General features: G+C 64.0%; 27 protein-coding genes. 8 read left to right on the top strand and 19 right to left on the bottom strand.

Annotation, left to right across the window (positions count from 1 at the left end; translation table 11 throughout):
- Positions 1–3: 3 nt before the first annotated feature.
- From AT302_RS04890 to AT302_RS04840, 11 genes are all read right to left on the bottom strand, one after another.
- Positions 4–1,134: a TyeA family type III secretion system gatekeeper subunit gene (locus AT302_RS04890; protein WP_084656021.1), complete on the bottom strand. Its 1,131-nt coding sequence runs from the start codon at positions 1,132–1,134 to the stop codon at positions 4–6.
- Positions 1,127–1,816 carry a hypothetical protein gene (locus AT302_RS04885; RefSeq protein ID WP_058377469.1) on the bottom strand — a complete coding sequence of 230 codons (690 nt, stop codon included), beginning with the start codon at positions 1,814–1,816 and terminating at the stop codon, positions 1,127–1,129. Before AT302_RS04885 ends, AT302_RS04890 begins: the two co-directional genes overlap by 8 nt.
- Positions 1,792–2,460 (bottom strand): type III secretion system domain-containing protein, encoded by a 669-nt coding sequence (locus AT302_RS04880; RefSeq protein WP_058377468.1) that lies wholly within the window; start codon positions 2,458–2,460, stop codon positions 1,792–1,794. The genes AT302_RS04885 and AT302_RS04880 overlap by 25 nt, the downstream gene beginning before the upstream one ends.
- Positions 2,457–3,206: a type III secretion system inner membrane ring lipoprotein SctJ gene (sctJ, locus tag AT302_RS04875; RefSeq protein ID WP_058377467.1), complete on the bottom strand. Its 750-nt coding sequence runs from the start codon at positions 3,204–3,206 to the stop codon at positions 2,457–2,459. Before sctJ ends, AT302_RS04880 begins: the two co-directional genes overlap by 4 nt.
- A gap of 17 nt (positions 3,207–3,223) precedes the next feature.
- Entirely contained in the window at positions 3,224–3,571 is a 348-nt protein-coding gene (gene sctI, locus AT302_RS04870) for a type III secretion system inner rod subunit SctI (RefSeq protein ID WP_058377466.1), read from the bottom strand.
- The gene (locus AT302_RS27485) at positions 3,568–3,969 is read right to left on the bottom strand and encodes a DUF1039 domain-containing protein (RefSeq protein ID WP_058377465.1); all 402 of its coding nucleotides are present in this window, start codon (positions 3,967–3,969) and stop codon (positions 3,568–3,570) included. Before AT302_RS27485 ends, sctI begins: the two co-directional genes overlap by 4 nt.
- The gene (gene sctF / locus AT302_RS04860; RefSeq protein ID WP_058377464.1) at positions 3,966–4,184 is read right to left on the bottom strand and encodes a type III secretion system needle filament subunit SctF; all 219 of its coding nucleotides are present in this window, start codon (positions 4,182–4,184) and stop codon (positions 3,966–3,968) included. Before sctF ends, AT302_RS27485 begins: the two co-directional genes overlap by 4 nt.
- A complete protein-coding gene (locus AT302_RS04855; RefSeq protein WP_058377463.1) occupies positions 4,181–4,981 on the bottom strand; it encodes a helix-turn-helix transcriptional regulator in 801 nt (266 codons plus the stop codon). The genes sctF and AT302_RS04855 overlap by 4 nt, the downstream gene beginning before the upstream one ends.
- Positions 4,982–5,197: 216 nt before the next feature.
- Complete coding sequence (locus AT302_RS04850) at positions 5,198–6,799, bottom strand: FMN-binding glutamate synthase family protein (protein WP_058377462.1); 1,602 nt, start codon at positions 6,797–6,799, stop codon at positions 5,198–5,200.
- Between the two features lie 72 nt (positions 6,800–6,871).
- Complete coding sequence (gene mnmA / locus AT302_RS04845) at positions 6,872–8,044, bottom strand: tRNA 2-thiouridine(34) synthase MnmA (RefSeq protein ID WP_058377461.1); 1,173 nt, start codon at positions 8,042–8,044, stop codon at positions 6,872–6,874.
- Positions 8,041–8,517, bottom strand: coding sequence for an NUDIX hydrolase (locus AT302_RS04840; protein WP_058377460.1), 477 nt, complete (start codon positions 8,515–8,517; stop codon positions 8,041–8,043). Before AT302_RS04840 ends, mnmA begins: the two co-directional genes overlap by 4 nt.
- 498 nt (positions 8,518–9,015) lie before the next feature.
- Between AT302_RS04840 and AT302_RS04835 the strand changes: the two genes are divergently transcribed.
- From AT302_RS04835 to AT302_RS04820, 4 genes are all read left to right on the top strand, one after another.
- Complete coding sequence (locus tag AT302_RS04835) at positions 9,016–10,146, top strand: Re/Si-specific NAD(P)(+) transhydrogenase subunit alpha (protein ID WP_058377459.1); 1,131 nt, start codon at positions 9,016–9,018, stop codon at positions 10,144–10,146.
- Between the two features lie 19 nt (positions 10,147–10,165).
- Entirely contained in the window at positions 10,166–10,486 is a 321-nt protein-coding gene (locus AT302_RS04830) for an NAD(P) transhydrogenase subunit alpha (protein WP_058377458.1), read from the top strand.
- Positions 10,483–11,925: an NAD(P)(+) transhydrogenase (Re/Si-specific) subunit beta gene (locus AT302_RS04825; protein ID WP_058377457.1), complete on the top strand. Its 1,443-nt coding sequence runs from the start codon at positions 10,483–10,485 to the stop codon at positions 11,923–11,925. Before AT302_RS04830 ends, AT302_RS04825 begins: the two co-directional genes overlap by 4 nt.
- Before the next feature lie 121 nt (positions 11,926–12,046).
- Positions 12,047–12,814: a 5'-methylthioadenosine/adenosylhomocysteine nucleosidase gene (locus AT302_RS04820; protein ID WP_058377456.1), complete on the top strand. Its 768-nt coding sequence runs from the start codon at positions 12,047–12,049 to the stop codon at positions 12,812–12,814.
- An 82-nt stretch (positions 12,815–12,896) separates the two neighbouring features.
- Here AT302_RS04820 and AT302_RS04815 read toward each other — a convergent pair whose 3' ends face one another.
- The 5 genes from AT302_RS04815 to edd form a co-directional block, all read right to left on the bottom strand.
- Positions 12,897–14,207 carry a THUMP domain-containing class I SAM-dependent RNA methyltransferase gene (locus tag AT302_RS04815; RefSeq protein ID WP_058377455.1) on the bottom strand — a complete coding sequence of 437 codons (1,311 nt, stop codon included), beginning with the start codon at positions 14,205–14,207 and terminating at the stop codon, positions 12,897–12,899.
- 49 nt (positions 14,208–14,256) lie between these two features.
- Positions 14,257–14,799, bottom strand: a complete 543-nt coding sequence (locus tag AT302_RS04810) for a gluconokinase (protein ID WP_058377454.1) — start codon at positions 14,797–14,799, stop codon at positions 14,257–14,259.
- A gap of 70 nt (positions 14,800–14,869) precedes the next feature.
- Positions 14,870–16,225, bottom strand: a complete 1,356-nt coding sequence (locus AT302_RS04805) for a GntP family permease (protein WP_058377453.1) — start codon at positions 16,223–16,225, stop codon at positions 14,870–14,872.
- A gap of 176 nt (positions 16,226–16,401) precedes the next feature.
- Complete coding sequence (gene eda / locus AT302_RS04800) at positions 16,402–17,028, bottom strand: bifunctional 4-hydroxy-2-oxoglutarate aldolase/2-dehydro-3-deoxy-phosphogluconate aldolase (RefSeq protein ID WP_058377452.1); 627 nt, start codon at positions 17,026–17,028, stop codon at positions 16,402–16,404.
- Positions 17,029–17,083: 55 nt separating this feature from the next.
- Complete coding sequence (edd, locus tag AT302_RS04795) at positions 17,084–18,919, bottom strand: phosphogluconate dehydratase (protein ID WP_058377451.1); 1,836 nt, start codon at positions 18,917–18,919, stop codon at positions 17,084–17,086.
- Between the two features lie 423 nt (positions 18,920–19,342).
- Between edd and AT302_RS04790 the strand changes: the two genes are divergently transcribed.
- Entirely contained in the window at positions 19,343–20,188 is an 846-nt protein-coding gene (locus AT302_RS04790) for an SIS domain-containing protein (protein ID WP_058377450.1), read from the top strand.
- Positions 20,189–20,198: 10 nt separating this feature from the next.
- On the opposite strand, the gene AT302_RS04785 is transcribed toward AT302_RS04790, so the two are convergent.
- The 3 genes from AT302_RS04785 to AT302_RS04775 all read right to left on the bottom strand — a co-directional run bounded on the left by AT302_RS04785 (position 20,199) and on the right by AT302_RS04775 (position 22,349).
- Positions 20,199–21,179, bottom strand: coding sequence for a 2-hydroxyacid dehydrogenase (locus AT302_RS04785; RefSeq protein ID WP_058377449.1), 981 nt, complete (start codon positions 21,177–21,179; stop codon positions 20,199–20,201).
- A 69-nt stretch (positions 21,180–21,248) separates the two neighbouring features.
- Entirely contained in the window at positions 21,249–21,869 is a 621-nt protein-coding gene (locus AT302_RS04780) for a 2-hydroxychromene-2-carboxylate isomerase (RefSeq protein ID WP_058377448.1), read from the bottom strand.
- A 63-nt stretch (positions 21,870–21,932) separates the two neighbouring features.
- Entirely contained in the window at positions 21,933–22,349 is a 417-nt protein-coding gene (locus AT302_RS04775) for a CopD family protein (protein ID WP_058377447.1), read from the bottom strand.
- 270 nt (positions 22,350–22,619) lie between these two features.
- Here AT302_RS04775 and ruvC point away from each other — a divergent pair, with 270 nt between their 5' ends.
- From ruvC to AT302_RS04760, 3 genes are read left to right on the top strand one after another with little or no spacing between them, the layout of a single operon-like run.
- Positions 22,620–23,162, top strand: coding sequence for a crossover junction endodeoxyribonuclease RuvC (gene ruvC / locus AT302_RS04770; RefSeq protein ID WP_058377446.1), 543 nt, complete (start codon positions 22,620–22,622; stop codon positions 23,160–23,162).
- Positions 23,163–23,188: 26 nt separating this feature from the next.
- Positions 23,189–24,274, top strand: coding sequence for a Holliday junction branch migration DNA helicase RuvB (gene ruvB / locus AT302_RS04765; RefSeq protein WP_058377445.1), 1,086 nt, complete (start codon positions 23,189–23,191; stop codon positions 24,272–24,274).
- 31 nt (positions 24,275–24,305) lie between these two features.
- Positions 24,306–25,292, top strand: a complete 987-nt coding sequence (locus AT302_RS04760) for an oxygenase MpaB family protein (RefSeq protein WP_058377444.1) — start codon at positions 24,306–24,308, stop codon at positions 25,290–25,292.
- Position 25,293: the final 1 nt, after the last annotated feature.

Raw genomic sequence — 25,293 nt, 5'->3', positions numbered from 1 at the left:
CGGCTACAAGTCGTCCTGCGCAATGCCGGTACGCCACGTATCGAGTGCCTCGTTCAAAGCGTCACGCTGTGTCTCGTCCCGGAAGCAGCCGTCGTGCGCGGCTTTCACCAGCAGCGTCAGCTCGCGCGAAAACGCATAGTGCACACCCCGTGTTGTCATCCCGAGATACGTCGCACGTTGTGCGAACCATTCCGCCCCCGCCCACGGCTGATCGAGCAACGTGAGCACTTCGACAATCATCGTATCAGTCTCGCAGGTGGCATATCCGGCCGCTCGCATGGCCGCGGCGGATTGCTCGCAGGTCGACTCCAACGTGAGGAAGAGAACGACACACCGCAAGTCATCGATTACCGCCGCCAGATGGGCCGTGTCGGCATCGGCACTCTGCGCACCCAGTTCCAGCCCCAGCGCTTGCAACAACGCCCGTAGACGCGCGCGTCGTTGCCCGAACTTGCGACATTCGTCGAACCACTGCACGAGCGAGCGCTGTTGGCCATGCGCCTGTCGGTAAAGTGTCTTGAGCTGCTGGAGCAATGCGGCAGTGGGGTTGCCGCATTCGAGCACGGCAAAGGCTTCGATGGCCCAATCGTCGCCCGACGTGAGTTCGTCGAGCAGACGACGCAGACGACTGCGTGCCGCCGGATGCAGGCCGCCGTCGGCAAGCCACGCGCAAACCACTAGCGCCGCGTGCCCTGCCGATAGCCCCGCGCGGCGTATCAATTCACGCGGATCTGGCACATGAGGCAGGTCGCGCATTTGCTGACGTAGCCGATCGAGTTGCGGCGCGCTGACGCGTTCAAGCTGCCGCGTCTGCTGCTCCAGCAACGCGCGCGCCCTGGCCTTGTCGTCGCGCGGCTCGGGGCGGCCCGGTCGCCGGAAGCGAACCCCCAAAGCCAAGCTGAGATTTTCCTGAGATTCCGCGAGCGCCGCCTCTTCATCGTGGGCAATGGCCGACTCAATCATCGCGATGTACCCTTCGCCAGGCGGTCTGGCGGCGCGCGCCATCCCTCGCCCCGGGGTGGGCACCGCGCCTTCGAGTTCCAGCATCTCGTCGTCGAGGATGCTTTCGAGCGCGCGGTTCTCTCCGGTCCCACCCGGTCTGGCATTTCCCGGGGTATGGACGCGATCAACCATAGGCCACTTCGAGACTAGGCGCCACGCGCAACCGTTCGACGACAGCTGCAAGGTCCGCGTCGAGGTCGAGGCAGAGCGTCACCCATTCGCTCTCGAGACGTGCGTGGCGGCCGGTCAGCGTCGTGTCGGGCGTACACGCCAGCACGATATTCGCCCGCTGAAGCGCGGTCGCCACCGCTTCGTGATGCGCCGGTGGCACACGCAACACCAGCGCGCCTTCGCGCACCAACGACGGCAACGTGTTTGCCACCCGATGCGCAAAGCGCTCACCGACGTCGAGAGTTGCGACAAAATTCGAGAGTGCACCGATCAGTGCGTCGGCGATCCGGCGTTCAAGCGAATGCACCGTCGCCCGCTCCATCGAGGCTTCGTCGACCAGCCAATCGAGCGTGTGCGCGATCACCTCCCGACGCGCATCTTCCGCACACTGTGCCGCCTGCTGCTGCGACTGCACACGCGCCGCCTCCAGCAAAGCAGCGCACATGGCGTCGCTGTCGGCCTGAGCCCGCTCGCGCTCAGCCATCGCCGCATCGCGGCAGGCCTTGGCTTCGGCCAACCACTGCTCACGGTTTCGGGACTGTTCGCGCATCAGATCGAGTGTCTCGCGCGCAATGATGGTGCCCTGCGGAACGGGGCCGTCCAGCGTTTCTATCGACGTCAGCGGGTAGTCGATGACATACATAACATCTTCTCCAAGGCGGCCATTCGCGCCCAAAGATCCGGCGGCGCCGTCAGGTCGAGGCGCGTAGACGGCTCCGATTCGCCCGGTGGCAGCAAGATACGCGTCGCCCGGCAGGCGATGTTGACGTCAGGGGAGGAGGAATGGTTTGTGGGCATGGCGTCGAACAAGGCCGCCATCGCGGTGAACGCGGCATCGACAAGCTGATCGGGTGTCAACGCAGCAAGGCACGGCCAGTCGCGGCGCGTCAGCAGCAAGCGGTCACATTGCCACGCATCCAGCCAGGGCGAGAGGGCGCGTCGATAGTCGCCCAGCCACAGGTAATCGGGGCACCCCATCGTTCGCAGCGCGTACGCCAGCGCCACGCGACGTAGATTCGGCACCAGACGCAATGTCACGCACGCGGCATCGCTCAACGGCAGTGCCAAACCGAGCCCGTCCGGTGTCGTCGGCCAGCCACGACGTTCGACCAGGCATCGGTCGATTTGTGCGCGCGTCGCCGGCTGGTGACGGTAGACATGTTGCCAAGCCGACATGTCCAGTGTCTGCCACCAACCGGCGTCCATGAAACGCGCCGGCTGCCAGATGAGTTGAACCAGTTGCGTGACCTCGAAGGAGATCGCCCGGATATCGAACGCCGTTGTCACAGCGCCTCCGGCACCCGTACCTGCCCCTTCAACCTAACGCGCCACGCGAGTATTGCCGCGGCGAGCAGGGCAATGGCGGCGACAACACCGGCGAACCACCATCGGCCCGTCACGCCACCACGATCACCCGCCACGTCGTTTGTCTGGTCTATGGAAGGTGCCGTACGAGGCAAACGATAGTCGGCCGGTTGCATCACGACACTGATGCGTTCCGGCGCGACGCCGGGCACGCTGTCGTGAATCAGGCTGCGAATATCGGTCATGCGTTTGGCCATGTTGATCTCCGGGCTGTACTTCACGAAGACGGCAACGCCGGGCGGCAGTGTCGCGCGCCCGGCCGAATCGATCGGCACCTGAGCGATCGAGACTTCAGCAACCATCACGCCGTCGAGTGCGGCCAGCATTCGCTCAAGTCGTTGCTCTTTGAGGTAGACCAGCTTTGCCTGCTCCTGCACGGGCGAACTCACGAGCTGCCCGGGCGGGAAGACATCCTCCACCGAAGCGCGCTTTTCGCGTGGCAGGCCATGCTGACGCAGCACTTCTACCGCGCGCACAAAATCGTTTCGCGCCACGCGTACCGTCGCCCCTGTGGTCTCGGCACGTTTGTCGGCGTCCATACCCGAGATGAGAAGCAACGCGAGCATCTGGTTGGCTTCCGTCTCACCCAATCCGCGATGCAGATCCTCCTTACAACCCGACACCAGAAACGCAAGCGCCAGTACCGCAGCAACGCACCGCAGACGCATGATTGAAATCCCCCGCGTCATTGCATGTGAACAAGTTTGTTCACACCCTGCGTCGTGGCACCGGCCACCTTGGCGACAAGTTCGAGCGATAGCACGCGCTCGGTCAACTCGCGCTGCGCTTGAAGCAGACGTTGTGGATCGTCAAGCGTACGGTCATCGAGCGTGACGCGCGTCGTCAGGTTTTCGGTATTGGCCGCGAGTTTGCCGGCGGCACTCAACAAGTGATGCTCAGGCAGCGGCGTTGCATGTGCCAGCACCTCGGTAAAGCGGGCGGCATCGCCCGCTTCGGCAAGCGTTGGCCGCGAAGTCGGCAAGTTGACCGCAGTGACCCGCTGCACGCTTTCGTGGATGGAATCGACACTCATGATCTGGAGAAGGGATGAATTGCAGGAAGATTGCGCGAGGCATCGTTCGCGCTCGCAGGTAGGGCCGCCGTTGCGGCGAGCCATTCATATAGGACCTGCGTCGCCGCCGGGTCCGATGCAACGGTTTTCGCATCGCCGGCGAGCGCTGCGTGAGCCGCCCCGGCATCACCGAGCGCCGTCAGCAATGCCGCGTGCAGCCACTGCCGTGTTTCGACGTCGTCAACCAGACAGGGCAAAGCATCGAGAATGGTCCGAGCCTCGGCTGCCATCCCGTGGCACGCCCCCGCAAACGCCAGTTCGACGACGACCTGTCGGGTCAACGCATCAAGCCATCGACCGGCAGCGGGGATGTCATCCGTTTGCCGGGCCGGCATCGTCTCACCTGCCTCGGACGTCATGCGATCTTGGCGATGATGCCCATCAACGTATCCTTGACGAGCTTGATGATCGCGCTATGCAGGCCAAACATTGTCGTCGCCTGTTGCAGCTCAAACTGCACGGCGATCATCTGTGCCGGGTCGTCGAGCTTTCGCGTGCGCAAACTTTGCATCGCCTGCTCCGACACCCGGCGCGACGACTCGCCGAACTGATTGTTGATTTCCTCGACGTTCACACCACGCCTCCGTCAGCCAGCGCGCCATGCCCGGCGACGAGATCGGCACGCATGGCCGCGTAGGAATCGGCGCGTGTCATCGCCACGCGTTGGCCACCCCGCAGAGGCGGTGCACCCAAACGGATTTCCGTCGGTGCGCAATCAAAGCGCTTGCGGAAGGTATCGGTGAAATGTGCGTGATTCGTGAAACCGCATTCGAGCGCAATGTCGAGCACCTTGTGCCGGGTGGACAGCAGCAGATCGCGCGCGAGCCGCAACCGCCGTTCAAGCAACCATTGCTTGGCGGGCATGCCGTACGTTTGCTGGAAGAGATAGCGGAACTTGCGAAGCGGCATGCCGAACTCGTCGGCCAGACGCCCCACAGGCCACGGTTTGTGGAAATTGGCTTCGACGAAGTCGAACAGTGAATGACTGCCAGCGATCGACTGCCGCAACATCGCGGAGAAATAGCGCTGATCGCGGCACAGGCAATAGACATAGAAGAATCGCAGCATGGCCATTCGGTCGATGTTCTGCAACGCGACGGCCACGTCGAGCATGCTCGGCTCAAGCAGCAGCGTGCGCGCGGCCTGCCGATGAAAGACACCGAGCGGGCGCCGGTCGAGCAAATCCACCACATCCGGATACAGCGCCTGCAAATCGCACACATGAAAATCGTGTGCTGTCGTGCCGTCCGAGGCGTCTGTCTCTGCATCGGAACTGGTTGCCGTCATGCTACCGGCGGGCAAGGCTTGCACGAGACCATTCACTTTCAGATTGGTGTCGTGGCGGCTGATGAGAAATCGCACCGTACTCATAGGTCCTCCTGTACGGAAGTTCAGGGCGGGATGACAAAGTCAGTCTTCGCAAGATAGGCGGGTGCGCCTGCGAATGTCATCCGGTGGAGACCTTAAAGTGAGTGGTGTCGCCGCTGCGTTATGGGTTCTGCGCGCCGATTGTCGAAACCATAAAAAAACCCGGCGTTTTCGCGCCGGGTTGTGGTTTTTCCTTCCTCTGAAGCTTTGCGGTTTTGCTCAGGCCGCTGTCGCGGGCGCAAAACTGTCGGCCCGTCCCATCGGCCAATACTTCTCGTAGAGCTGATAGCGGAATTGCCCGCGCAACAGGTCGCCGGGTTCGAGATACTTCAGCGACTCCGACATCAGGCGGATCTCGTTGGACGACACACGCTTGACGATGTGATGCGCACGCAGATCGGACGGATGCGCCAGCCCTGCGGCCTGAATCAGCTCCTGCAATGCGTGCAATGTGTGCTGGTGGAACTGATGAACGCGCTCAGCCTTGTCGGGCACCACGAGCGCACGCTGACGCAACGGGTCTTGCGTGGCGACGCCGGTCGGGCAGCGGTCGGTATGGCACTTCTGCGACTGAATGCAACCGATGGCAAACATAAAGCCGCGCGCCGAGTTGCACCAGTCGGCGCCAATCGCCAGCGTGCGCGCGATGTCGAACGCCGTCACGATCTTGCCCGACGCGCCAATGCGGATCTTGTCGCGCAACCCCGCGCCCACCAGCGTGTTATGCACGAGCAGCAGCCCCTCTTGCAGCGGCGTGCCCACGTGATCGGTGAACTCCAGCGGCGCAGCACCGGTGCCGCCTTCCGATCCATCGACGACGATAAAGTCGGGCAAGATGCCGCTCTCCAGCATCGCCTTGACGATGCCGAAGAACTCCCACGGATGCCCGATGCACAACTTGAAGCCGGTCGGCTTGCCGCCCGACAGATTGCGCAGACGATCGACGAATTGCAGCAAGCCCAGCGGTGTGGAGAACTCGCTGTGACGCGCGGGCGAAATGCAGTCCTGCCCCATCGGCACACCGCGTGTCGCTGAAATCTCGGGGGTGATCTTTGCGGCCGGCAGCACCCCGCCGTGACCCGGCTTCGCCCCTTGCGAGAGCTTCACCTCGATCATCTTCACCTGCGGCGTCGTGGCCTGCGCGGTGAATTTCTCAGCACTGAAGGTACCGTCGTCGTTGCGGCAGCCGAAATACCCCGACGCCACTTCCCAGATCAGGTCGCCGCCCTGCTCGCGATGATGCGGCGAAATCGAACCTTCGCCGGTGTCGTGAATGAAGTTGCCGAGCTTGGCGCCCCGGTTGAGCGAGCGAATGGCATTGGCCGACAGCGCCCCGAAACTCATCGCCGAGATATTGAAGATCGAGGCCGAATACGGCTGTGCGCGATCCGGCCCGATGGTGATGCGGAAGTCGTGGTTATCAAGCACCGTGGGCGCCAGCGAATGCGCAATCCATTCGTAGCCCGCAGCCTTCACGTCGATTTCGGTGCCGAAGGGTCGACTGTCGACATCCCCCTTGGCGCGCTGGTAGACGATGCTGCGCTGGGCTCGCGAGAACGGCGTCTCGGACGTGTCGTCTTCCACAAAATACTGGCGGATTTCCGGCCGAATGAATTCGAACAGAAACCGGAAGTGTCCCCACAACGGGTAGTTGCGCAACACTGCGTGGCGTTGCTGCACCACGTCCCATGCCCCGAGCGCCACCAACGCCGCAAACGGCAGCGGCCATAACGGATGCCATCCGTCGAACAGCACTAACGCAAGCGTTGCGACGAGCAACGCGACAGCCAGCCACAGTGCCAGGAATCGGCGCGAAAACATGAAACCTCCTTGCTTTGGGGGGACACACGCCGGCACGCTGCCGGGTGTCCCCCCGGCGAGCGCCGGCGGCTTTTAATGCGTATTGAGGATCGTTTGATTCGAGGCGTTCGTCGCGTTGCCGGTGGTTGCCGACGTGGCCGTTGCCGTGGCCGGATCGATTTCCGTCGTGGACGCAATGATGCCGCCGCCCAGACAGATATCGCCGTCGTAGAGCACCGCCGACTGACCCGGCGTGACGGCCCATTGCGGCTCGGCAAACGATAACGTCAGGGCTTCGCCACTCGCGTGCACGACTTCGCACGCGGCGTCGGCCTGACGATAGCGCGTCTTGGCACCGCATCGCAGGCCGCCGGCCGGGGCTTCGCCCGCGACCCAAGACACGTCTTCGGCGTTCAGCGTGCCGGAGAGCAGCCACGGATGATCATGGCCTTGCACCACGTACAGCGTGTTGTTCGTCATGTCCTTGCGGGCAACGAACCACGGCTCGCCAGAACCATCGCGGCTACCGCCCAGACCAATGCCCTTGCGCTGACCCAGCGTGTAGAACGCCAGACCGACGTGCTCGCCCACGACCGTGCCGTCGGGCGTCTTCATCGGGCCCGGCTTGGTCGGCAGATAGCGGTTCAGGAAGTCGCGGAACGGACGCTCGCCGATGAAGCAGATGCCCGTCGAGTCCTTCTTCTTTGCATTCGGCAAACCGATCTGCGCGGCAATCTCGCGCACCTTCGTCTTCGGCATTTCGCCGAGCGGGAACATCGTGCGCGAGAGCTGGTGCTGATTCAGGCGATGCAGGAAGTAGCTCTGGTCTTTGGTGTGATCGACTGCCTTGAGCAGTTCGAAGCGCCCTTCGCGTTCGCGCACGCGGGCGTAGTGCCCGGTCGCAATCGTCTCGCCGCCCAATGCAATGGCGTGATCGAGGAACGCCTTGAACTTGATCTCGGCGTTGCACAGCACGTCCGGATTGGGCGTGCGGCCCGCCGAGTATTCGCGCAGGAACTCCGCGAACACGCGGTCCTTGTATTCGGCGGCGAAGTTCACGGCTTCGACATCGATGCCGATCAGGTCGGCGACCGACACCACGTCGATCCAGTCCTGCCGGGTCGAGCAATATTCGCTATCGTCATCGTCTTCCCAGTTCTTCATGAACAGTCCGACGACGTCGTAGCCTTGTTGTTTGAGCAGCCATGCCGTGACCGACGAATCCACGCCGCCCGACATGCCCACTACTACGCGTTTTTGACTCATGTATTGCCTTGCCCATCGGTCACTGCCGGATGGGTCTGAAGTAGCGCGAGGTCGTATCGTACGCCCCGCAGGTAATCGTCCACGCACCGCTCCAGCAGCGGCGAGCGGTGGCGCGCGCGCTGGGCGCGTACCTCGTCCGGCGTGAGCCAGACCGTGCCCACGATGCCCTCGTCGAGCGTGCGCGAAGCGTCGTGCTCGCCAAGCTCGCCGGTGAAGGCAAAACGCAGGTAGGTGATGTCGCCCGGGCCCGGTGCCAGATAGACGCCAAGCAGTTGCCGTGGCGTGAAGACGTACGCCGTCTCCTCAAGCACCTCACGCGTAACTGCGTCGAGAATCGATTCGCCATGGTCCAGATGCCCGGCCGGTTGATTGATCAACAGGCCCGCGCTTTTCTGCTCTTCGACAAAGAGAAAGCGGCCGTCGCGCTCGACAACCGCCGCGACCGTCACGTTGGGCTTCCAGCGCTCATCCATGGCGCATCCTCACAGGTCGCGGGACGTTACCCCGATAAAAGCGACATTTTACCGTCTGGCGGTAATCGGCGCTCAAGACGGGGGGTGCCCGCCCGGACCGGCCCCCACCGCCGGTTTCCCCACACCCCGGCTGCCGGCATGGGCGCCCGTGCACGAACGGCCGCCCGCCAACGCCTGACGACCGACCGGTCGGTCGGCCCTGCGCGCCGGTATCACCCCGCGTCACCCCCTCAGGCGTGAATATCCATATGCCGTTTCGCGCAATAGGCGCGTTTGTCATCTTCGGGTAAGCTGCGAGCACCAGCAGTGTGCAGTGGCAGTACCGCCTCATCGGTTTGTGCAGTAGTTCGTTCGCAGTGGTTTGTTGCAGGACTAATGTCATCAGTGGCGATATGGCCGGCGCGGGGCGCCTCTCCGGCCGCCTTGCTCCCCCAGCAGCACTGGCTGCGGCTCCTTGGCCGTTGATGAGATCAGTTCACAAACCCAAGGAGAGACGCAATGAGAATCGGCATCCCCGCCGAGACGCTTGCCGGCGAAACCCGTGTGGCGGCCACGCCAGAAACGGTCAAGAAGCTGGTCGCGTCAGGTCATCAGGTGGTCGTTGCACATGGCGCAGGAGACGCAGCCAGCGTCCCCGACGCCGCTTTTGTCGCCGCAGGTGCTTCCATTGGCAGCGCGGCCGAGGCATTGGGGGCGGAACTCGTCCTCAAAGTGCGCGCCCCATCCCCGGAAGAACTTGCGCAGATCCCCCGCAGCACGGTGCTCGTGGGCATGCTCAATCCGTTCGACGCCGAAAACAACTCACGCATGGCCGCCGCGGGTATTACCGCGTTCGCGCTCGAAGCCGCGCCGCGCACCACACGTGCGCAAAGCATGGACGTGCTCTCTTCACAGGCCAACATTGCGGGCTACAAAGCCGTGATGCTTGCCGCCAATCTGTATCAGCGTTTCATGCCGATGCTGATGACGGCGGCCGGTACGGTCAAGGCCGCGCGCCTCGTTGTGCTGGGCGCTGGCGTCGCAGGCTTGCAAGCGATTGCCACGGCCAAGCGCCTCGGTGCGGTGATTGAAGCGTCGGACGTGCGTCCGGCCGTGCGCGAGCAGATCGAATCGCTTGGCGCGAAGTTCATCGACGTGCCGTTCGAAACCGACGAAGAGCGTGAGATTGCCAAGGGTGTGGGCGGCTACGCTCGCCCGATGCCTGCGGCTTGGCTCGCCCGCCAGTCGCAGCTCGTGCACACGCGTCTGACGCAAGCGGACATCGTCATCTCCACCGCGTTGATCCCGGGGCGTGCTGCGCCGACGCTCATCGCTGAAGACACGGTCAAAGCCATGAAGCCCGGTTCCGTGATCATCGATCTGGCCGCTGGGCGTGGCACAAACGGCGGCGGCAATTGCCCGCTGTCGGTGGCCGACGAGATCGTGAAGGTACACGGTGTGACGATTGCCGGTTATACCAACCTCGCAGGCATGGTCGCGGCTGACGCGTCGGCTCTGTATGCCCGCAACGTGCTCGACTTCCTCAAGCTGGTGATCGACAAGGAAAACAAGCTCGTCATCGATACCAACGACGACATCGTCGCCGCGTGCCTGATGTGCCGCGACGGTCAGGTGCTGCGGGCTGCATAAGGCATAGGGGGACACAACAATGGAAATGATCAATCACACGGTGATCAATCTGATCATCTTCGTGCTGGCGGTGTACGTCGGCTATCACGTGGTGTGGAACGTCACACCGGCACTGCACACGCCGCTGATGGCGGTCACGAACGCCATTTCGGCCATCGTGATCGTGGGCGCCATGCTCGCCGCTGGTCTGACCGAAGGTGGTCTGGGCAAGACGATGGGTGTCGTGGCGGTGGCACTGGCAGCGGTGAACGTGTTCGGGGGTTTCCTCGTCACGCAACGCATGCTCGAGATGTTCAAGAAGAAGGACAAGCCTGTTAAGGCTGAGGGGAACAAGCAATGAGCATGAATCTCGTCACGTTGCTCTATCTGGTTGCATCGATCTGTTTCATTCAGGCACTCAAAGGCCTGTCGAACCCGAAGATGGCGCGGCGCGGTAACGCGTTCGGCATGATCGGTATGGCCATCGCGGCCGTCACCACGATTGCCCTGATTTATGAATTGCGCAGGCTCTCCGGTGGCAACTATTCGGGACTCGGTCTGATCCTCGCGGGTCTCGTCGTGGGTGGCGGTATCGGTGCTTACGTCGCTCGCAAGGTCGAGATGACAAAGATGCCGGAACTGGTCGCGGCCATGCACTCGTTGATCGGTCTGGCTGCGGTGTGTATCGCCGTGGCCGCCGTTGCAGAACCAGCCGCCTTTGGCATCGTGCCGGCCGGTGAAACATTGCTGCCGCCGGGTAACCGTATCGAGTTGTTCATCGGCACGTTTGTCGGCGCGATCACGTTCTCGGGTTCGGTTATCGCCTTCGGCAAGCTCTCGGGCAAGTACAAGTTCCGCCTGTTTCAGGGCGCGCCGGTCCAGTTCACGGGGCAGCACACGATCAACCTGCTGCTCGCCATCGCCATGCTCGGCTTCGGCGTGATCTTCTTCCTGTCGCAAAGCTGGCTGCCGTTCATCCTGATGGCAGCCATTGCTTTCGTGCTGGGTGTGCTGATCATCATCCCGATTGGCGGTGCCGATATGCCGGTGGTCGTGTCGATGCTGAACTCGTACTCGGGTTGGGCCGCCGCCGGTATCGGCTTCTCGCTGAACAACCCGATGCTGATCATTGCAGGCTCGCTGGTCGGTTCGTCGGGTGCGATTCTGTCGTACATCATGTGTAAGGCGATGAATCGCTCGTTCTTCAACGTGATTCTCGGCGGCTTTGGTGCGCAGGCGGGTGCAGCAGCGGCAGGCGGCGAACAGCAGCAACGTCCGGTGAAATCGGGTTCGCCTGATGACGCCGCGTTCCTGATGAGCAATGCAGAGTCGCTGGTGATCGTGCCGGGTTACGGCTTGGCCGTGGCGCGCGCGCAGCACGCGCTCAAGGAACTGACCGACAAGCTCACCGAAAAGGGTGTGCAGGTCCGCTATGCCATTCACCCGGTGGCAGGTCGTATGCCGGGCCACATGAATGTGCTGCTCGCGGAAGCCGAAGTCCCCTACGATCAAGTGCTGGAAATGGACGAGATCAACGGTGAATTCGGCCAGACCGACGTGGTGCTTGTGTTGGGCGCCAACGACGTGGTGAACCCGGCCGCAAAGAACGATCCGCAATCGCCGATTGCCGGCATGCCGATTCTCGAAGCCTACAAGGCCAAGACGATCATCGTGAACAAGCGTTCGATGGCTGCGGGCTACGCCGGACTGGACAACGAACTGTTCTATCTCGACAAGACGATGATGGTGTTCGGCGACGCGAAGAAGGTGGTCGAAGAGATGGTCAAGGCGGTCGACTGAGACCGCACGAACCCGTGCGCTGCAATGGCGCACGATGCAGTCTATGCGGGGCGGCGAAAGTCGCCCCGCGCTACAATGCGCGCTCATTCTCACCCTGCCTCACGGCAAACGGAATCGCGCCATGACGTCTGGCCCGCTCGGCATTGTTGCCGCTCTGCACGAAGAAATTGCCGACCTGCTCGCGGAGATGGCCCCCGGCGCCCGCGTCGAACACATCGGCATGCGTGACTATCACGTGGGCCGACTCCACGGGCAAGACTGCGTGATCGTGCTCGCGCGCATCGGCAAAGTGGCCGCTGCCGCGACAACCACGGCCCTCATTCACCGTTTTGGCGTTAGCGAAATCGTCTTCACCGGTCTGGCGGGTGGTCTCGCCCACGGAATCGCCGTCGGTGATGTCGTCGTGGCCGACACCCTCGTGCAGCACGATCTCGACGCCAGCCCCCTCTTCCCGCGTTTCGAAGTGCCCCTGCTCGGCCGCGCCACGTTCGACACCGAACCGTCGTTACGCGATGCGCTCGCCCAAGCCGCGCGCGATTGGCTCGCACAAGAGATGCCGGACCACGTAGCAGCGGACACGCGAAGCGAACTCGGCATGAGCGCACCGCGCGTGCACGTCGGACAAATCGCGAGTGGCGATCAGTTCATCAGCAGCGCCGGGGAAGTCGCGCGTTTGCGCGAGGCGCTGCCACAGACATTGGCGGTGGAAATGGAAGGCGCCGCCGTCGCGCAGGTGTGCCATGAATATGGTGTGCCGTTTGCCGTCATGCGTACGCTCTCCGACGCCGCCGACGATGCGGCTCACGTCGATTTCCCACGTTTTCTGCGCGATGTCGCGAGTGTGTATTCGCACGGCATCCTTGCGCGGTTTCTGTCAGCGCGAAGCTAGGCACGCACAACGCAAAAGACCGGCCAGTGGCCGGTCTTTTTTCATGGCGTTATGTCTTGGCATCACCGCTGCCGAGCGCAGATCATGCGTCGGGCTTGCTGCCTTCGGCGTCCCCTTCCTGCGGGCGCTTACGCACCGAGCCGGCAATCAGATCGAAGCGGAACAGACGGCATTCGAGCGCGCCATTGAAGAGCGGCGTGCGACGCGATTCGCGCAGACGCATCTGGCCCGGCAAGCTCATGTCGGCCGTCAGCAGATAAGCGCTCCAGCCCGTGAAGCGTTGCTTGAGCATGTCGCCGAAGGCCTTGAAGAACTGCGCATCCACGCCGTCCGGCTGCGCGCGCTGGAACTGGCCGCGACCGCCCGACGATTCGAAATCGCCATCTTCCCCAGCATCGCGCGGCGAACGGCGGCCACGCACTTCGATACGCTCGCCATACGGCGGGTTGGCCACGATGATGCCCGGACGATCGACCGGCGGCGCCATGTCGCGCGCATCCACCTGCTTCAGGCCCACGTCGCCCACCCCGGCGCGCTCCAGATTCGCACGCGCCTTGACCAGCATGTCGCCCGAGATATCGCTGCCGAAAATCGTCGGCGGCACACCGCGCACGCGGGCATCGCGTTGCGCTTCCTGCGCCTGCACCTTCATGGTCTGCCACGCGTTGATGTCGTAGCCCTTGAGCTTCTCGAAACCGAAGCGGCGCGCCACACCGGCCGGCACGCCGAGCGCGATTTGTGCCGCTTCGGCGAGGAACGTGCCGCTGCCGCACATCGGGTCGTACAGCACCATGTCGGCGGCCGTGTCCGTACGCCAGCCGGCCAGACGCAGAATGCCCGCCGCGAGGTTCTCGCGCAGCGGTGCCGCGCCCTTGTCCAGACGCCAGCCGCGCTTGAACAGCGCCTCACCGGACGTATCGAGATAAAGCGTCGCGTCGGTGGCCGTCAGGAACGCGAACACGCGCACATCGGGTTCGGACGTATCGATGTTGGGGCGCGAGCCGGTCTTCTCGCGCAGACGGTCGCACACGGCATCCTTGATGCGCAGCGTGACGAATTCGAGACTGCGCACCGGCGCCTTGATGCCCGTGACGTCCACGCGCAGGGTCTGCTGGTACGAGAACCAGTCTTCCCAGCGTTGGCCGAGCGCGAAGGCGTAAATGTCCTGTTCGGTGCGATAGCCTTGCTGCGCGATGCGCAACAGCACACGGCTCGCGATGCGCGAATACAGGTTGGCCGCCATGCCGGCTGCCCACGGGCCCGCAAAGTGCACGCCGCCGGGCACTTGTTTGCCAACCGACAAGGGGGCCAGACGCCCCAGTTCAGCCAGCTCGGCGGCGAGCGCTTCTTCCAGTCCACGGGGACAGGGCGCGAAAAATTCGAAGGAAGCCATAGTGATGCGTACGGCCGGCGCACGGGGCGCCGGCAGAGGGAATAAAGCGCTATTGTACGCGTGCCGGCTTGCCCGGCGTGTTTGGCGTGAGGGGGATGCCACCCGGGCAGGCGGCGAGTTTGTGCAGCAACGTGTCGACGATGGCCTCGGGCGATTCGCGGATGTCGATCACGAGCGCGTCGCGCGGCTCTTCGAGCGTGTCGAACTGGCTTTGCAGCAGCGCCGGATCGAAGAAATGCCCGCCGCGCGAAGCCAGACGCTCGCCGATCACCTCGGGCGCACCTTTCAGATAGACGAACACGACGTCGCCGTCATGCTCGCCCAGCACATCGCGATACCGCGAACGCAACGCCGAACACGCAAACACATGGTGACGCCCCGCCACACGGCGCGCGACGATCGCCTCGCGAATCGCAGCGAGCCACGGTGCGCGGTCGCTGTCGTTGAGCGCCTCGCCGCGGCGCATCTTGTTGATGTTTGCGGCGCTGTGAAACGAATCCGCGTCGGAAAACCCGCAGCCCAGCCGGTCGGCCAGCATCTGCCCGACCGTGCTCTTGCCGCTGCCCGATACGCCCATTACCACGACGATCATGGCTCGTCTCCTTGTGACCTGCTGACTCGCGTCAGCGTGTTGCCGATGTTGCGTGCCCTGCATGCTTACCTCACACCACGCTGGCCAGACCCAGCGTGAGCAGCAGTGCCACCACCGAAATGATCGTCTCGCAAACCGTCCAAGTCTTGAACGTCTGCGGCACGGTCATGTTGAAGTATTCCTTGACCAGCCAGAAGCCGCCATCGTTCACGTGCGACAGGATCAGCGAGCCTGCGCCCGTGGCCAGCACCATCAACTCGGGCTTGACCGTGGCACCGGCTGCCGCCGCGATCGGGGCCACGATACCGCAAGCCGTGGTCATGGCGACCGTGGCCGAACCCGTTGCCACGCGAATGAGCGCCGCCACCAGCCAGCCGAGCAACAGCGGCGAGAGGCTGGCATGCGTGGCCACGTCGACAATCGCCTTCGACACGCCGCCGTCCATCAGAATACGCCCGAAGCCGCCGCCTGCGCCCACCACCAGCGTAATCGTGGCAATCGGTGCCAGACACTCGTTGGTGAACTTCAGAATCTGGTCTCGGTTGAAGCCGCGCTGCTTGCCGAACGTGAAGAAGCTCACCAGCGTGGCGATCAGCAGCGCCATCACCGAGTTGCCGATCAGGCGCAGGAAGTCGTTGGCGAACGTCTTCGGTGCGAAGAACAGGTCGGCCCAGCTCCCGATCAGCATCAGAATGACCGGCAGCAAAATCGTGAAGAGGGTGATACCGAAGCCCGGCAACTGGCTCATCGGACGGTCTTCGTCGACGAACTGCGACAGCAGCGGGTTATCCGGGTTCGGCACCACGTGGCGCGCCATCAGCTTGGCGAACAGCGGGCCGGCAATGGCAGCCGTCGGGATACCCACGATCAGCGCGTACATGATGGTGTGGCCGATGTCCGCGTTGTAGGCGGTCACGGCGAGCAGTGCGGCCGGGTGCGGCGGAATCAGACCGTGCACGACCGACAGACCGGCCACCATCGGGATACCCACCAGCACCATCGAGGTGCCGGTGCGCTTGGCGACGTTGAACGCGATCGGAATCAGCAGCACGAAGCCGACTTCGAAGAACACCGGCAGACCGACGATGAACGCGATCACGACCATCGCCCAATGCACGTTCTTCTCGCCGAAGAAGCCGATGAGCGTGCGCGCAATGCGCTCGGCCCCGCCGGATTCGGCCATCATCTTGCCGAGCATCGTCCCCAGACCCACCACTAGCGCAATGTGGCCGAGCGTGTTGCCCACGCCGGTCTCGAAAGCCTTGACGATGCCGCCCATCGGCATCCCCACCGCGAGGCCCAGCACGAGCGACACGACGATCAGGGTGATGAACGGGTTCAGTTTGAATTTCGCGATCAGTACGATCAGCGCAATTACCGCGACAAGCGCGTACACCAGCAGCAAGTTACCTTGCACCGCAGCCATGGGGGTCTCCTCGATTGGCTAGTTGGGCGGCTGCCCGCAGGGCTCACGCCCCATTGTTGGAATCCTGTTTTATTCGGTCGATGCCTGAATCAGTCCTGCGTCCTTCAGTCCTGCGTCTTTCAGTCCTGTGCTTTCAGCCCTGCTTCCTTCAACCTGCTTCCTTCTGCCCGCTTGATTCAGCCTCGGGGCAGTGCCGTCGCCGCACGGGCCAGACGCGTAATGCCGTCCCAGTCCTTCGCGTCGACAAGTGCCTTGGGGGTGAGCCACGAGCCGCCCACGCACACCACGTTCGGCTGCGCGAGGTACGACGGGGCCGACTCGGCGCTGATACCGCCCGTCGGGCAGAAACGCACGTGACGGAACGGGCCGTACAACGCCTTGAGCATCGGCACGCCGCCCGACGGTTCTGCCGGGAAGAACTTCACCGTGTCGTAGCCGTCGGCCAGTGCCGCGAGAATGTCCGAGGGGGTGACCACGCCCGGCAGCAACGGCAGGCCGGCCGCCTTGGCCGCCGCACCGAGCGCGGGCGTGTAGCCCGGCGAGACGCCGAAGCGCGCACCTGCGGCCACGGCCTGCGCCATTTCTTCGGGGCGCGTGAGCGTGCCCACGCCGACGATCAGCTCGTCCGACAGGCTGGCCACGTGCTTGATGACGTCCATCGCCGCCGGCGTGCGCAGCGTGATTTCGAGCACTCGTACGCCGCCCGCGAGCAGCGCACGCGAGACGTGCTCACCCTGCTCTACGGTGTCGAACTGGAGCACCGGGACCACGGGGCCGGCACGAACGATGTCATTGATGTCCATTGCGTTTTTCCTTGAAGTCGGCGGCGCGGCCTGCGCGCCACCGGGGTCTTCCCACTCATTCAGATCCGAAGAACACGGAAGCGCCCGCTTCCGCCGCGCCTACTGCGGCGCGCATATGGCCGAACAGCAGGCGGCCGGTGTCATCGCCCGAGGCAGGCACGGGCGCAATCTCGCGCGCCGCCCACACGTCCGGGCTCACTTCGGCATGCAGCATGCCGGCCGCGGCATCGAGCACGATCAGATCGCCATCGCACACGCGGGCGAGCGGGCCGCCACCGGCGGCTTCCGGCGACACGTGAATCACCGCCGGCACCTTGCCCGACGCGCCCGACATGCGGCCATCGGTGACCAGCGCTACGGCGAAACCTTCGTCCTGCAAAGCACCGAGCAACGGCGTGAGGCGATGCAGCTCGGGCATCCCGTTGGCGCGCGGCCCCTGGCCACGCAACACCACCACCACGTCGCGATGCAGCTCACCCGCGTCGAACGCGGCCTTGACCGCTTCCTGCGAAGTAAATACGCGTGCCGTTGCGGCCACACGCCGATGTTCCGGCTTGACCGCCGACACCTTGATGACGCCGCGGCCCAGATTGCCGTGCATGAGGCGCAGTCCGCCATCAGGGGCGAACGGCTCGGCATGGCCGCGCAACACGTCACGATCACCACTGTAGGCGCTACCGTCGCGCCATGCCAACCCTTCGGCCGAGAGCCACGGCTCCTGGCGGTAGCGCGACAGGCCCGGGCCCGCCACGGTCTGCACGTCGTCATGCAGAAGCCCCGCGTCGAGCAGTTCGCCGATCAGGAAGCCCATGCCGCCGGCCGCGTGGAAGTGGTTCACGTCGGCCTTGCCGTTCGGGTACACACGTGCCAGCAACGGCACCACGGCCGAGAGCGCATCGAAGTCGTCCCAGTCGATCACGACGCCGGCTGCGCGGGCCATTGCGACCAGATGCAGAGTGTGATTGGTCGAGCCGCCCGTCGCGAGCAGACCGACGATGCCGTTGACCACCGCGCGCTCGTCGACCACATGGCCGATAGGCGTGTACTCGGCGGTATCGGCACCGATGGCCAGCACGCGCGCGAGGGCGGCGTCGGTCAACGCGTCGCGCAGCGGCATGTGCGGATGTACGAAGGCCGCGCCCGGCAGGTGCAGGCCCATGACTTCCATCAGCAACTGATTGCTGTTGGCGGTGCCGTAGAAAGTGCAGGTGCCCGCGCCGTGATACGCCTGCGACTCGGCTTCGAGCAGCGCGTCGCGGCCGACTTTGCCGGTGGCGTACAACTGGCGAATGCGGGCTTTCTCGTCGTTCGACAGACCGCTCGCCATCGGGCCCGCCGGCACGAAGATCGTGGGCAGATGGCCGAACTGGAGCGCGCCGATCACGAGACCCGGCACGATCTTGTCGCACACGCCGAGCATGAGCGCCGCGTCGAACATGTTGTGCGAGAGCGCCACAGCCGTGCTCATTGCGATGATTTCGCGCGAGAACAGCGACAGCTCCATGCCTGCGTTGCCCTGCGTCACGCCATCGCACATCGCGGGTACGCCGCCGGCGACTTGTGCCGTGGCGCCCAGTTTGCGGGCGGCTTCGCGCAGACGCGCCGGATATTGCTCGTACGGCTGATGCGCCGAGAGCATGTCGTTGTAGGCCGTCACGATGCCGACGTTCGGACGGCGCTGCTCGCGCAGCATCAGCTTGTCGTTGGCCGGCATGGCCGCAAAACCGTGGGCGAGATTGGCGCATGAGAGTGCCCCGCGCTGCGGGAAACTGCCACGGCTGGCGGCGATGCGTGCCAGATAGGCGGCGCGTGAGTCGCGGCTACGCGCGGCAATGCGCGCGGTGACCGCCATCAGGGTCGGGTGCAGGGGCTTCGTTTGCTCAGACGTCATGCCGGCTCGGCTTGAATTTGATGTGCCCGGCTGGGCACGATTGGGAGCGGAGTTTAGTAGAAATTCTACATCCCATCAATCAAAAGCCATCGGCATACGGGGTTTTACTGAGTGTTTTCCATGAGTTACGGCAATTATTGCCGTATTGAGAAAACTCAAACCATAATGTGAAATGCCATATTTCTGTAGTTTTTGTACATTCCAATCATTCCCATTCGTCGTTGGCCCCTGATGGACGGGGCACAGTACCTTGTGGCGCGGGTGCTATAGTGAGCGCCTGACAAGCCGGGCATTCGGCGCGCGTGAACGCGCGCCAGCGTCCGGCCAATGGGGTTGTCGCAGAAGGGTTTCACAAGGGTGGTGCACGCAGAAGTCGGCGCGACGCTTGTGAGGTCTGATTGCTTATGTGGGTTGCTGCCTGCCATGCTGAACCGAATCGAAGCCACACTGACTCAATTGCGCCCCTCAGAGCGCAAGCTCGCCACCTATGTGCTGGACGCCCCGCGTGAAGTGGTCGATCTGTCGATGAACGAACTGGCCGAGCGTGCCAACGTCAGCCAGCCGACCATTGCCCGTTTTTGCCAGGCCGTCGGATGCAGCGGGTATCGCGAATTCAAGATCCGGCTGGCGCAAGGCATCGCCCAAGGCGTGCCGTTCGTGCATCGCGACGTGCGCCCCGACGAGCCGGTGCCGGGCATTGCCAGCAAGGTGCTCGACCGCACCATCGGCAGTCTCATGCAAGTGCGCAACAACCTGTCGCCCGACAGCATCGGGCTCGCCATCGACCTGCTCGCCAATGCCAAGCGCATCGAGTTCTATGGCGCGGGAGCGTCGGGGATTGCCGCACAGGACATGCAGCACAAGTTCTTCCGATTGGGTGTGCCGGCCGTGGCATATAGCGATCCGCATGTGTACGGGATGTCGGCCGCCTTGTTGCATGAGGGCGATGTGGTGATCGCGATTTCCAACACCGGGCGCACGCAGGATCTGTTGGAAGCGGCGCAGTTGGCGCGCGCGGCCGGGGCCAGCGTGATTGCCATCACGCACAGCAATTCGCCGTTGGCGCGACTGGCCAGTGTGGCGCTCTTCGCCGATGTCGACGAAGACACCGATGTGTACTCACCGCTGACCTCTCGAATTGCACATCTGGCCATTGGCGACGTGCTCGCCGTTGGGATGGCACTGCGGCTGGGCGACCGTCTGCCCGCACAGCTCGCCCGCGCGAAGGAAGTCATCAACCGTCGCCGCACCGCGAGCGACGGTCGATAATCGGGGGAAGTTATCCCCGCTTTGCGTCCGGATTTACTGCGTTTTGCAATGACTTGCCAGTGAGTGCCGCAATGAGATTGTCGGCCGCACACGACGCCATGGCGTGACGCGTTTCGTGCGTAGCAGAGCCGATGTGCGGCAACGCGACGACGTTCTTCATCTTGAGCAACGGCGAGTCGACCGACACTGGCTCGCGCTCGAAAACATCGAGCCCTGCGCCACGCAGATGCCCCGACGCCAGCGCATCGATCAACGCCGCCTCGTCAATCACCTTGCCGCGCGCCGCGTTGATGAAGATCGCGCCGGGTTTCATCTGCGCGAATTCCTTCGCACCGATGATGCGCTCGGTCGCCGGCGACAGCGGCACCAGCGTGACAACGAAATCGGCCTGCGTGAGAAGCTCCGGCAACGTGCGGTACTGCGCGCCGTAGGCCGTCTCTGCCGCTTCGTTGCGCGAACGGTTGCTGTACAGCACCTTCATGCCGAAACCGAGCGCCGCCCGGCGCGCCACGGCACCGCCGATACGCCCCATGCCCACGATGCCCAGCGTCTTGCCCTGCACGTCGGTGCCGAAGTACGCCTCGCCCAGACTGCCCTTCCAGCCGCCCGCTTTCACCAACTCGGCCAGTTCCACCACACGCCGCGCACTCGCGAGAATCAGCGAGAAAACCGTGTCGGCCGTGGTTTCGGTCAGCACGTCGGGCGTGTTCATCAACACGATGCCGCGACGCGTGAGGTCGGGCACATCGAACTGGTCATAGCCGACCGAGATCGTGGCCCAGGCTTTCAGCTTAGGCGCCGCGTCGAGCAGCGCGGGCGTGACGTTGGCACCCACGCCGATCGCACCGTCCGCGCGACCGAGCGCCGCCGTGAATGCCGCGCGATTGGCGTCGTTCACACCGTCGAATTCATTCAGTTCGAAATGCTCCGCGAGACGCGCACGCACGTCTGCCGGCACGCTCTTGTACAACACGACTTCCGGACGACTCATCCTCTTGACTCCCTGTTGATGCTCGATTGGGTGTTCTGTTGGTGCCTTACCGATGCCTTGCTGGCGCGTTCAAGCTTGCTTCGCACGCGCGAGTGCAAACGCGCGCTCGAGAAAATCGAGGCGATCCTGCCCCCAGTACGGCTCGCCCTCGAACACGAACCAAGGCACGCCGTACACGCCGGCCGACATCGCATCTTCGGTGTTCGCGTCATACGCCGCCTGCACGCTCGCGCCTTGCGAAGCGGTGAGCAACGACTTGCCGTCGAGCGACAGGTCGTTGGCAATCGCCAGCAGCGTGGCTTCGTCGGCGATGTTGCGCTCCTGCGTCCAGAGCGCCGCCGAGATGGCGCCTGCGAGTTCCAGCGCCTTCGCCGTGCCATGGGCGAGTTGCGTCGCGATGATCAACCGTGCCGCCGGATCGCCCGCCACCGGAAAGAACTTCGGCTGCGGGTTAAGCGGCAGGTCGAGGTACTTCGACCAGCGGGCGAGTTCAACCAGACGATACGCCTGACGTTGCGGCGTGCGCTTCGCGAGCGGCAGGCCACCCGAGACCGCAAACACCCGGCCAAGATCGACGGGCTTGAGCTGGACCTGCACGTCGTACTCGCGTGCCAGTTCGATGAATCGCGCGTGGCCCATATACACATAGGGCGACGGCGGGGCGAGGTAGTAATCGCAGGTCAGGCTCACGGCAGGCTCCTCTCGGTTCTCGTTGAATATCGGTCTTGATGCGATGCGTGTGCAATACGTGTGTCAGAACGGCTTCACGACCGCGAGAATCACGGCGGCGAGCAGCCCGAGCACAGGGAATTCGTTGAAATAGCGATACCAGCGATGCGAGTGGGTATTGCGGCCGGTTTCGAACTTGCGCAGCAGACGGCCGCACGCATGGTGATAGCCGAGCAGCAACACCACGATCAGCAGCTTGGCGTGCAGCCAGCCGCTCTGGCGGCCAATGCCGTAGTACAGCCACAGCACCAGACCGAAGGCGAGTGCGGGCACGGCCAGAATCGTCATGAAGCGGTAGAGCTTGCGCGCCATAAGCAGCAGGCGCTGCGTGGCGGCGGCGTCGGTCTCCATCGCGAGATTGACGAAGATGCGCGGCAGATAGAACAAGCCCGCGAACCATGAGGCGATGAAAACGATGTGAAACGCTTTGATCCAGAGCATCGGGGACAGGCGGCCACGGGCGGGCCATCGAATATTTTGAACAGCAAGCAATGTACAACAATCCGCTCACTCGCGAAGTGCGCCGTCTTGCGTCAGCGGGGCGCGGACATGCGGCAAATCGACGCGAGGGCATTACGGTATCGCCGCGTCTTGCCCAATGAAACATTTCCGGCACGCGACGCCCCCACCCGCCTGTGCCAGAATACGGGCCATATCGGCTTAAGACGCTTTTACCCTTCGGCGCCCTGCGCGCCGGCCACCGGCCCCTGCATGAGAATTCTTGGTATCGACCCCGGCCTGCGTGTCACCGGCTTCGGCGTGCTCGAAAAGCACGGCAACCGCTTGCAGTATGTGACGAGCGGCGTCATTCGCAGCGGCGAAGGCACGCTGTCCGCCCGTCTGCGCATCATCTTCGAGAGCGTGGCAGAACTGGTCGCCACCTACCAGCCCGATCAAGCCGCCGTTGAAAAAGTCTTCGTCAATGTGAATCCGCAGTCGACGCTGCTCCTTGGGCAGGCGCGCGGCGCGGCCATCACGGCGTTGTCGGTCGGTGGGCTTGAAGTCTTCGAATACACCCCCTCGCAGCTCAAACAAGCCGTGGTCGGCACCGGACGTGCACGTAAAGAACAAGTGCAAGACATGGTGATGCGCCTGCTGGCGCTCACGGGCAAGCCGGGCACCGATGCGTCCGACGCGCTCGGCGTCGCCATCTGCCACGCGCACTGCGGCGAAACCTTCACGGCGCTGGCCGACGTCTCGCCCGCGCTCGCCGGCAAAGCCCTGCGCGTACGACGCGGACGGCTGGTCGGCTGACACCGCCAAAGCGCTACAATGCTGCCATGATCGAAACCGACAAACTCGCCGCTGAGCGCATCATTGCGCCGACACCGGCCTCGCCCAACGAAGAAGCCTTCGAGCGCGCGCTGCGCCCCAAGCTGCTCGACGAATACGTCGGCCAGCGCAAGGTGCGCGGCCAGTTGGAAATCTTCATCGAGGCAGCCCGCAAGCGTGCCGAGCCGCTCGACCACGTATTGCTCTTCGGCCCGCCGGGTCTGGGCAAGACCACGCTCGCGCACATCATCGCGCGCGAAATGGGCGTGCATCTTCGCCAGACGTCGGGCCCGGTGCTCGAGCGGCCGGGCGATCTCGCCGCCCTGCTGACCAATCTCGAAGCCAACGACGTCCTGTTCATCGACGAAATTCACCGGCTCTCGCCGGTCGTCGAAGAAATTCTGTACCCCGCGCTCGAGGACTATCAGATCGACATCATGATCGGTGAAGGGCCGGCGGCGCGAAGCGTCAAGCTCGACCTGCAACCGTTCACGCTGGTCGGCGCCACCACGCGCGCCGGCATGCTGACCAACCCGCTGCGCGATCGCTTCGGTATCGTCGCGCGGCTGGAGTTTTATTCGGCAGACGAGCTCGCCGGCATCGTGCGACGCTCGGCCGGGCTGCTGGGTGCGGTGATCGTCGACGACGGCGCCTTTGAGATCGCACGCCGCGCTCGGGGCACGCCGCGTATCGCCAACCGGCTGCTGCGCCGTGTGCGCGATTACGCCGAAGTGCGCGCCGACGGGCGCATCACGGCAGAAGTGGCCGACGCCGCGCTGTCGATGCTCGACGTCGACGCCAGCGGCCTCGACGTGATGGACCGCAAGCTGCTCGAAGCCGTGCTGCACAAGTTCGACGGCGGCCCGGTCGGCGTCGACAATCTGGCCGCCGCCATTGGCGAAGAGCGCGACACCATCGAAGATGTGATCGAGCCGTACCTGATCCAGCAGGGCTTCTTGCAACGCACGCCGCGCGGGCGCGTGGCCACGCTCGCCGCCTATCGCCACTTCGGCCTGTCTGCCCCCGGCTGCGCGCCCACGAGCGACTCACTGTGGTCGCCCGAGCCGCCGGCCGGTGCGACGGGCGGCAACTGACGGCACGCCGTGCCGTCGTAGTCAGCCGCGTATGAGCGCACAGGACGATCTCCCCACCCCGCCGCCGAAAACACCGCTACAGCCCGCCGGTCCCGTCGTGGGCGTGTCGGGCCGCGTGCGGCACGCCATTGCCATGCGACTCGTGAGCCTGACGTCCGGCCCCGGCGCACCCCGCCTGAATTACGACACGCCTGCGGGCGACCCGGGCCTGTTCGGGCCGGACGCCGCCTGCTGGCATGTTCATGGTGACTTCACGTCGATGATGATCGGCGGCATCAGTGCGCTGTTGATGCAGTCGCTGCATCCGCTTGCGATGGCGGGGGTCTGGGATCATTCGACGTTCCGGCAGGATGTCATCGGCCGCTTGCGCCGCACAGCCACCTTCATTGGCGGCACGACATTCGGCAATACCGCCGATGCCGAGGCGTTGCTCGATCGCGTGCGGCGCATCCATCTTCAGGTGAAAGGCACCGCGCCGGATGGCAGGCCCTATGCGGCTTACGATCCCGATTTGCTGACGTGGGTGCACGTGGCGGAGACGTCGAGTTTTCTGCGCAGCTATCTCGTCTACAAGAACCCGGCATTCCCGCGCAGTGAGCAGGACCGCTATTACGCGGAAGTCGCGCGCATTGCGATTGCACTGGGCGCGCGTAACGTGCCGACGAGCGTTGCTGAGATCGACGCGTATCTGGCCGCCATGCGGCCGTCGTTAGCGACGAGCGAGCAAACCGATGAAGTCGTGCACGTGCTGCGCAACCTGCCGTCACCGTTTGCGGGTGCGCGTGTCTTCGGGGGATTGCTGTTCCGTGCGGGGGTGGATTTGCTGCCCGATTGGGCGCAGGGAATGCTTGGCTTCGAACAAGGCGCGGCCGTGCGGCGCCTTACGGTGCGTCCGGCCGTGCGTCACACAGCGCAGTTGGCAAGATGGGCGATGCGCAACAGCGTCGCGCATCGGGCACGCAAGCGAGCGCTGGCAACACCCGATACCGTTTCGCAGGCGCCGTCGCTGGAGCGGTGAC

The sequence above is a fragment of the Pandoraea norimbergensis genome, assembly GCF_001465545.3.
GTDB lineage: Bacteria > Pseudomonadota > Gammaproteobacteria > Burkholderiales > Burkholderiaceae > Pandoraea > Pandoraea norimbergensis.
This window is presented reverse-complemented; position numbering and strand designations above follow the sequence as displayed.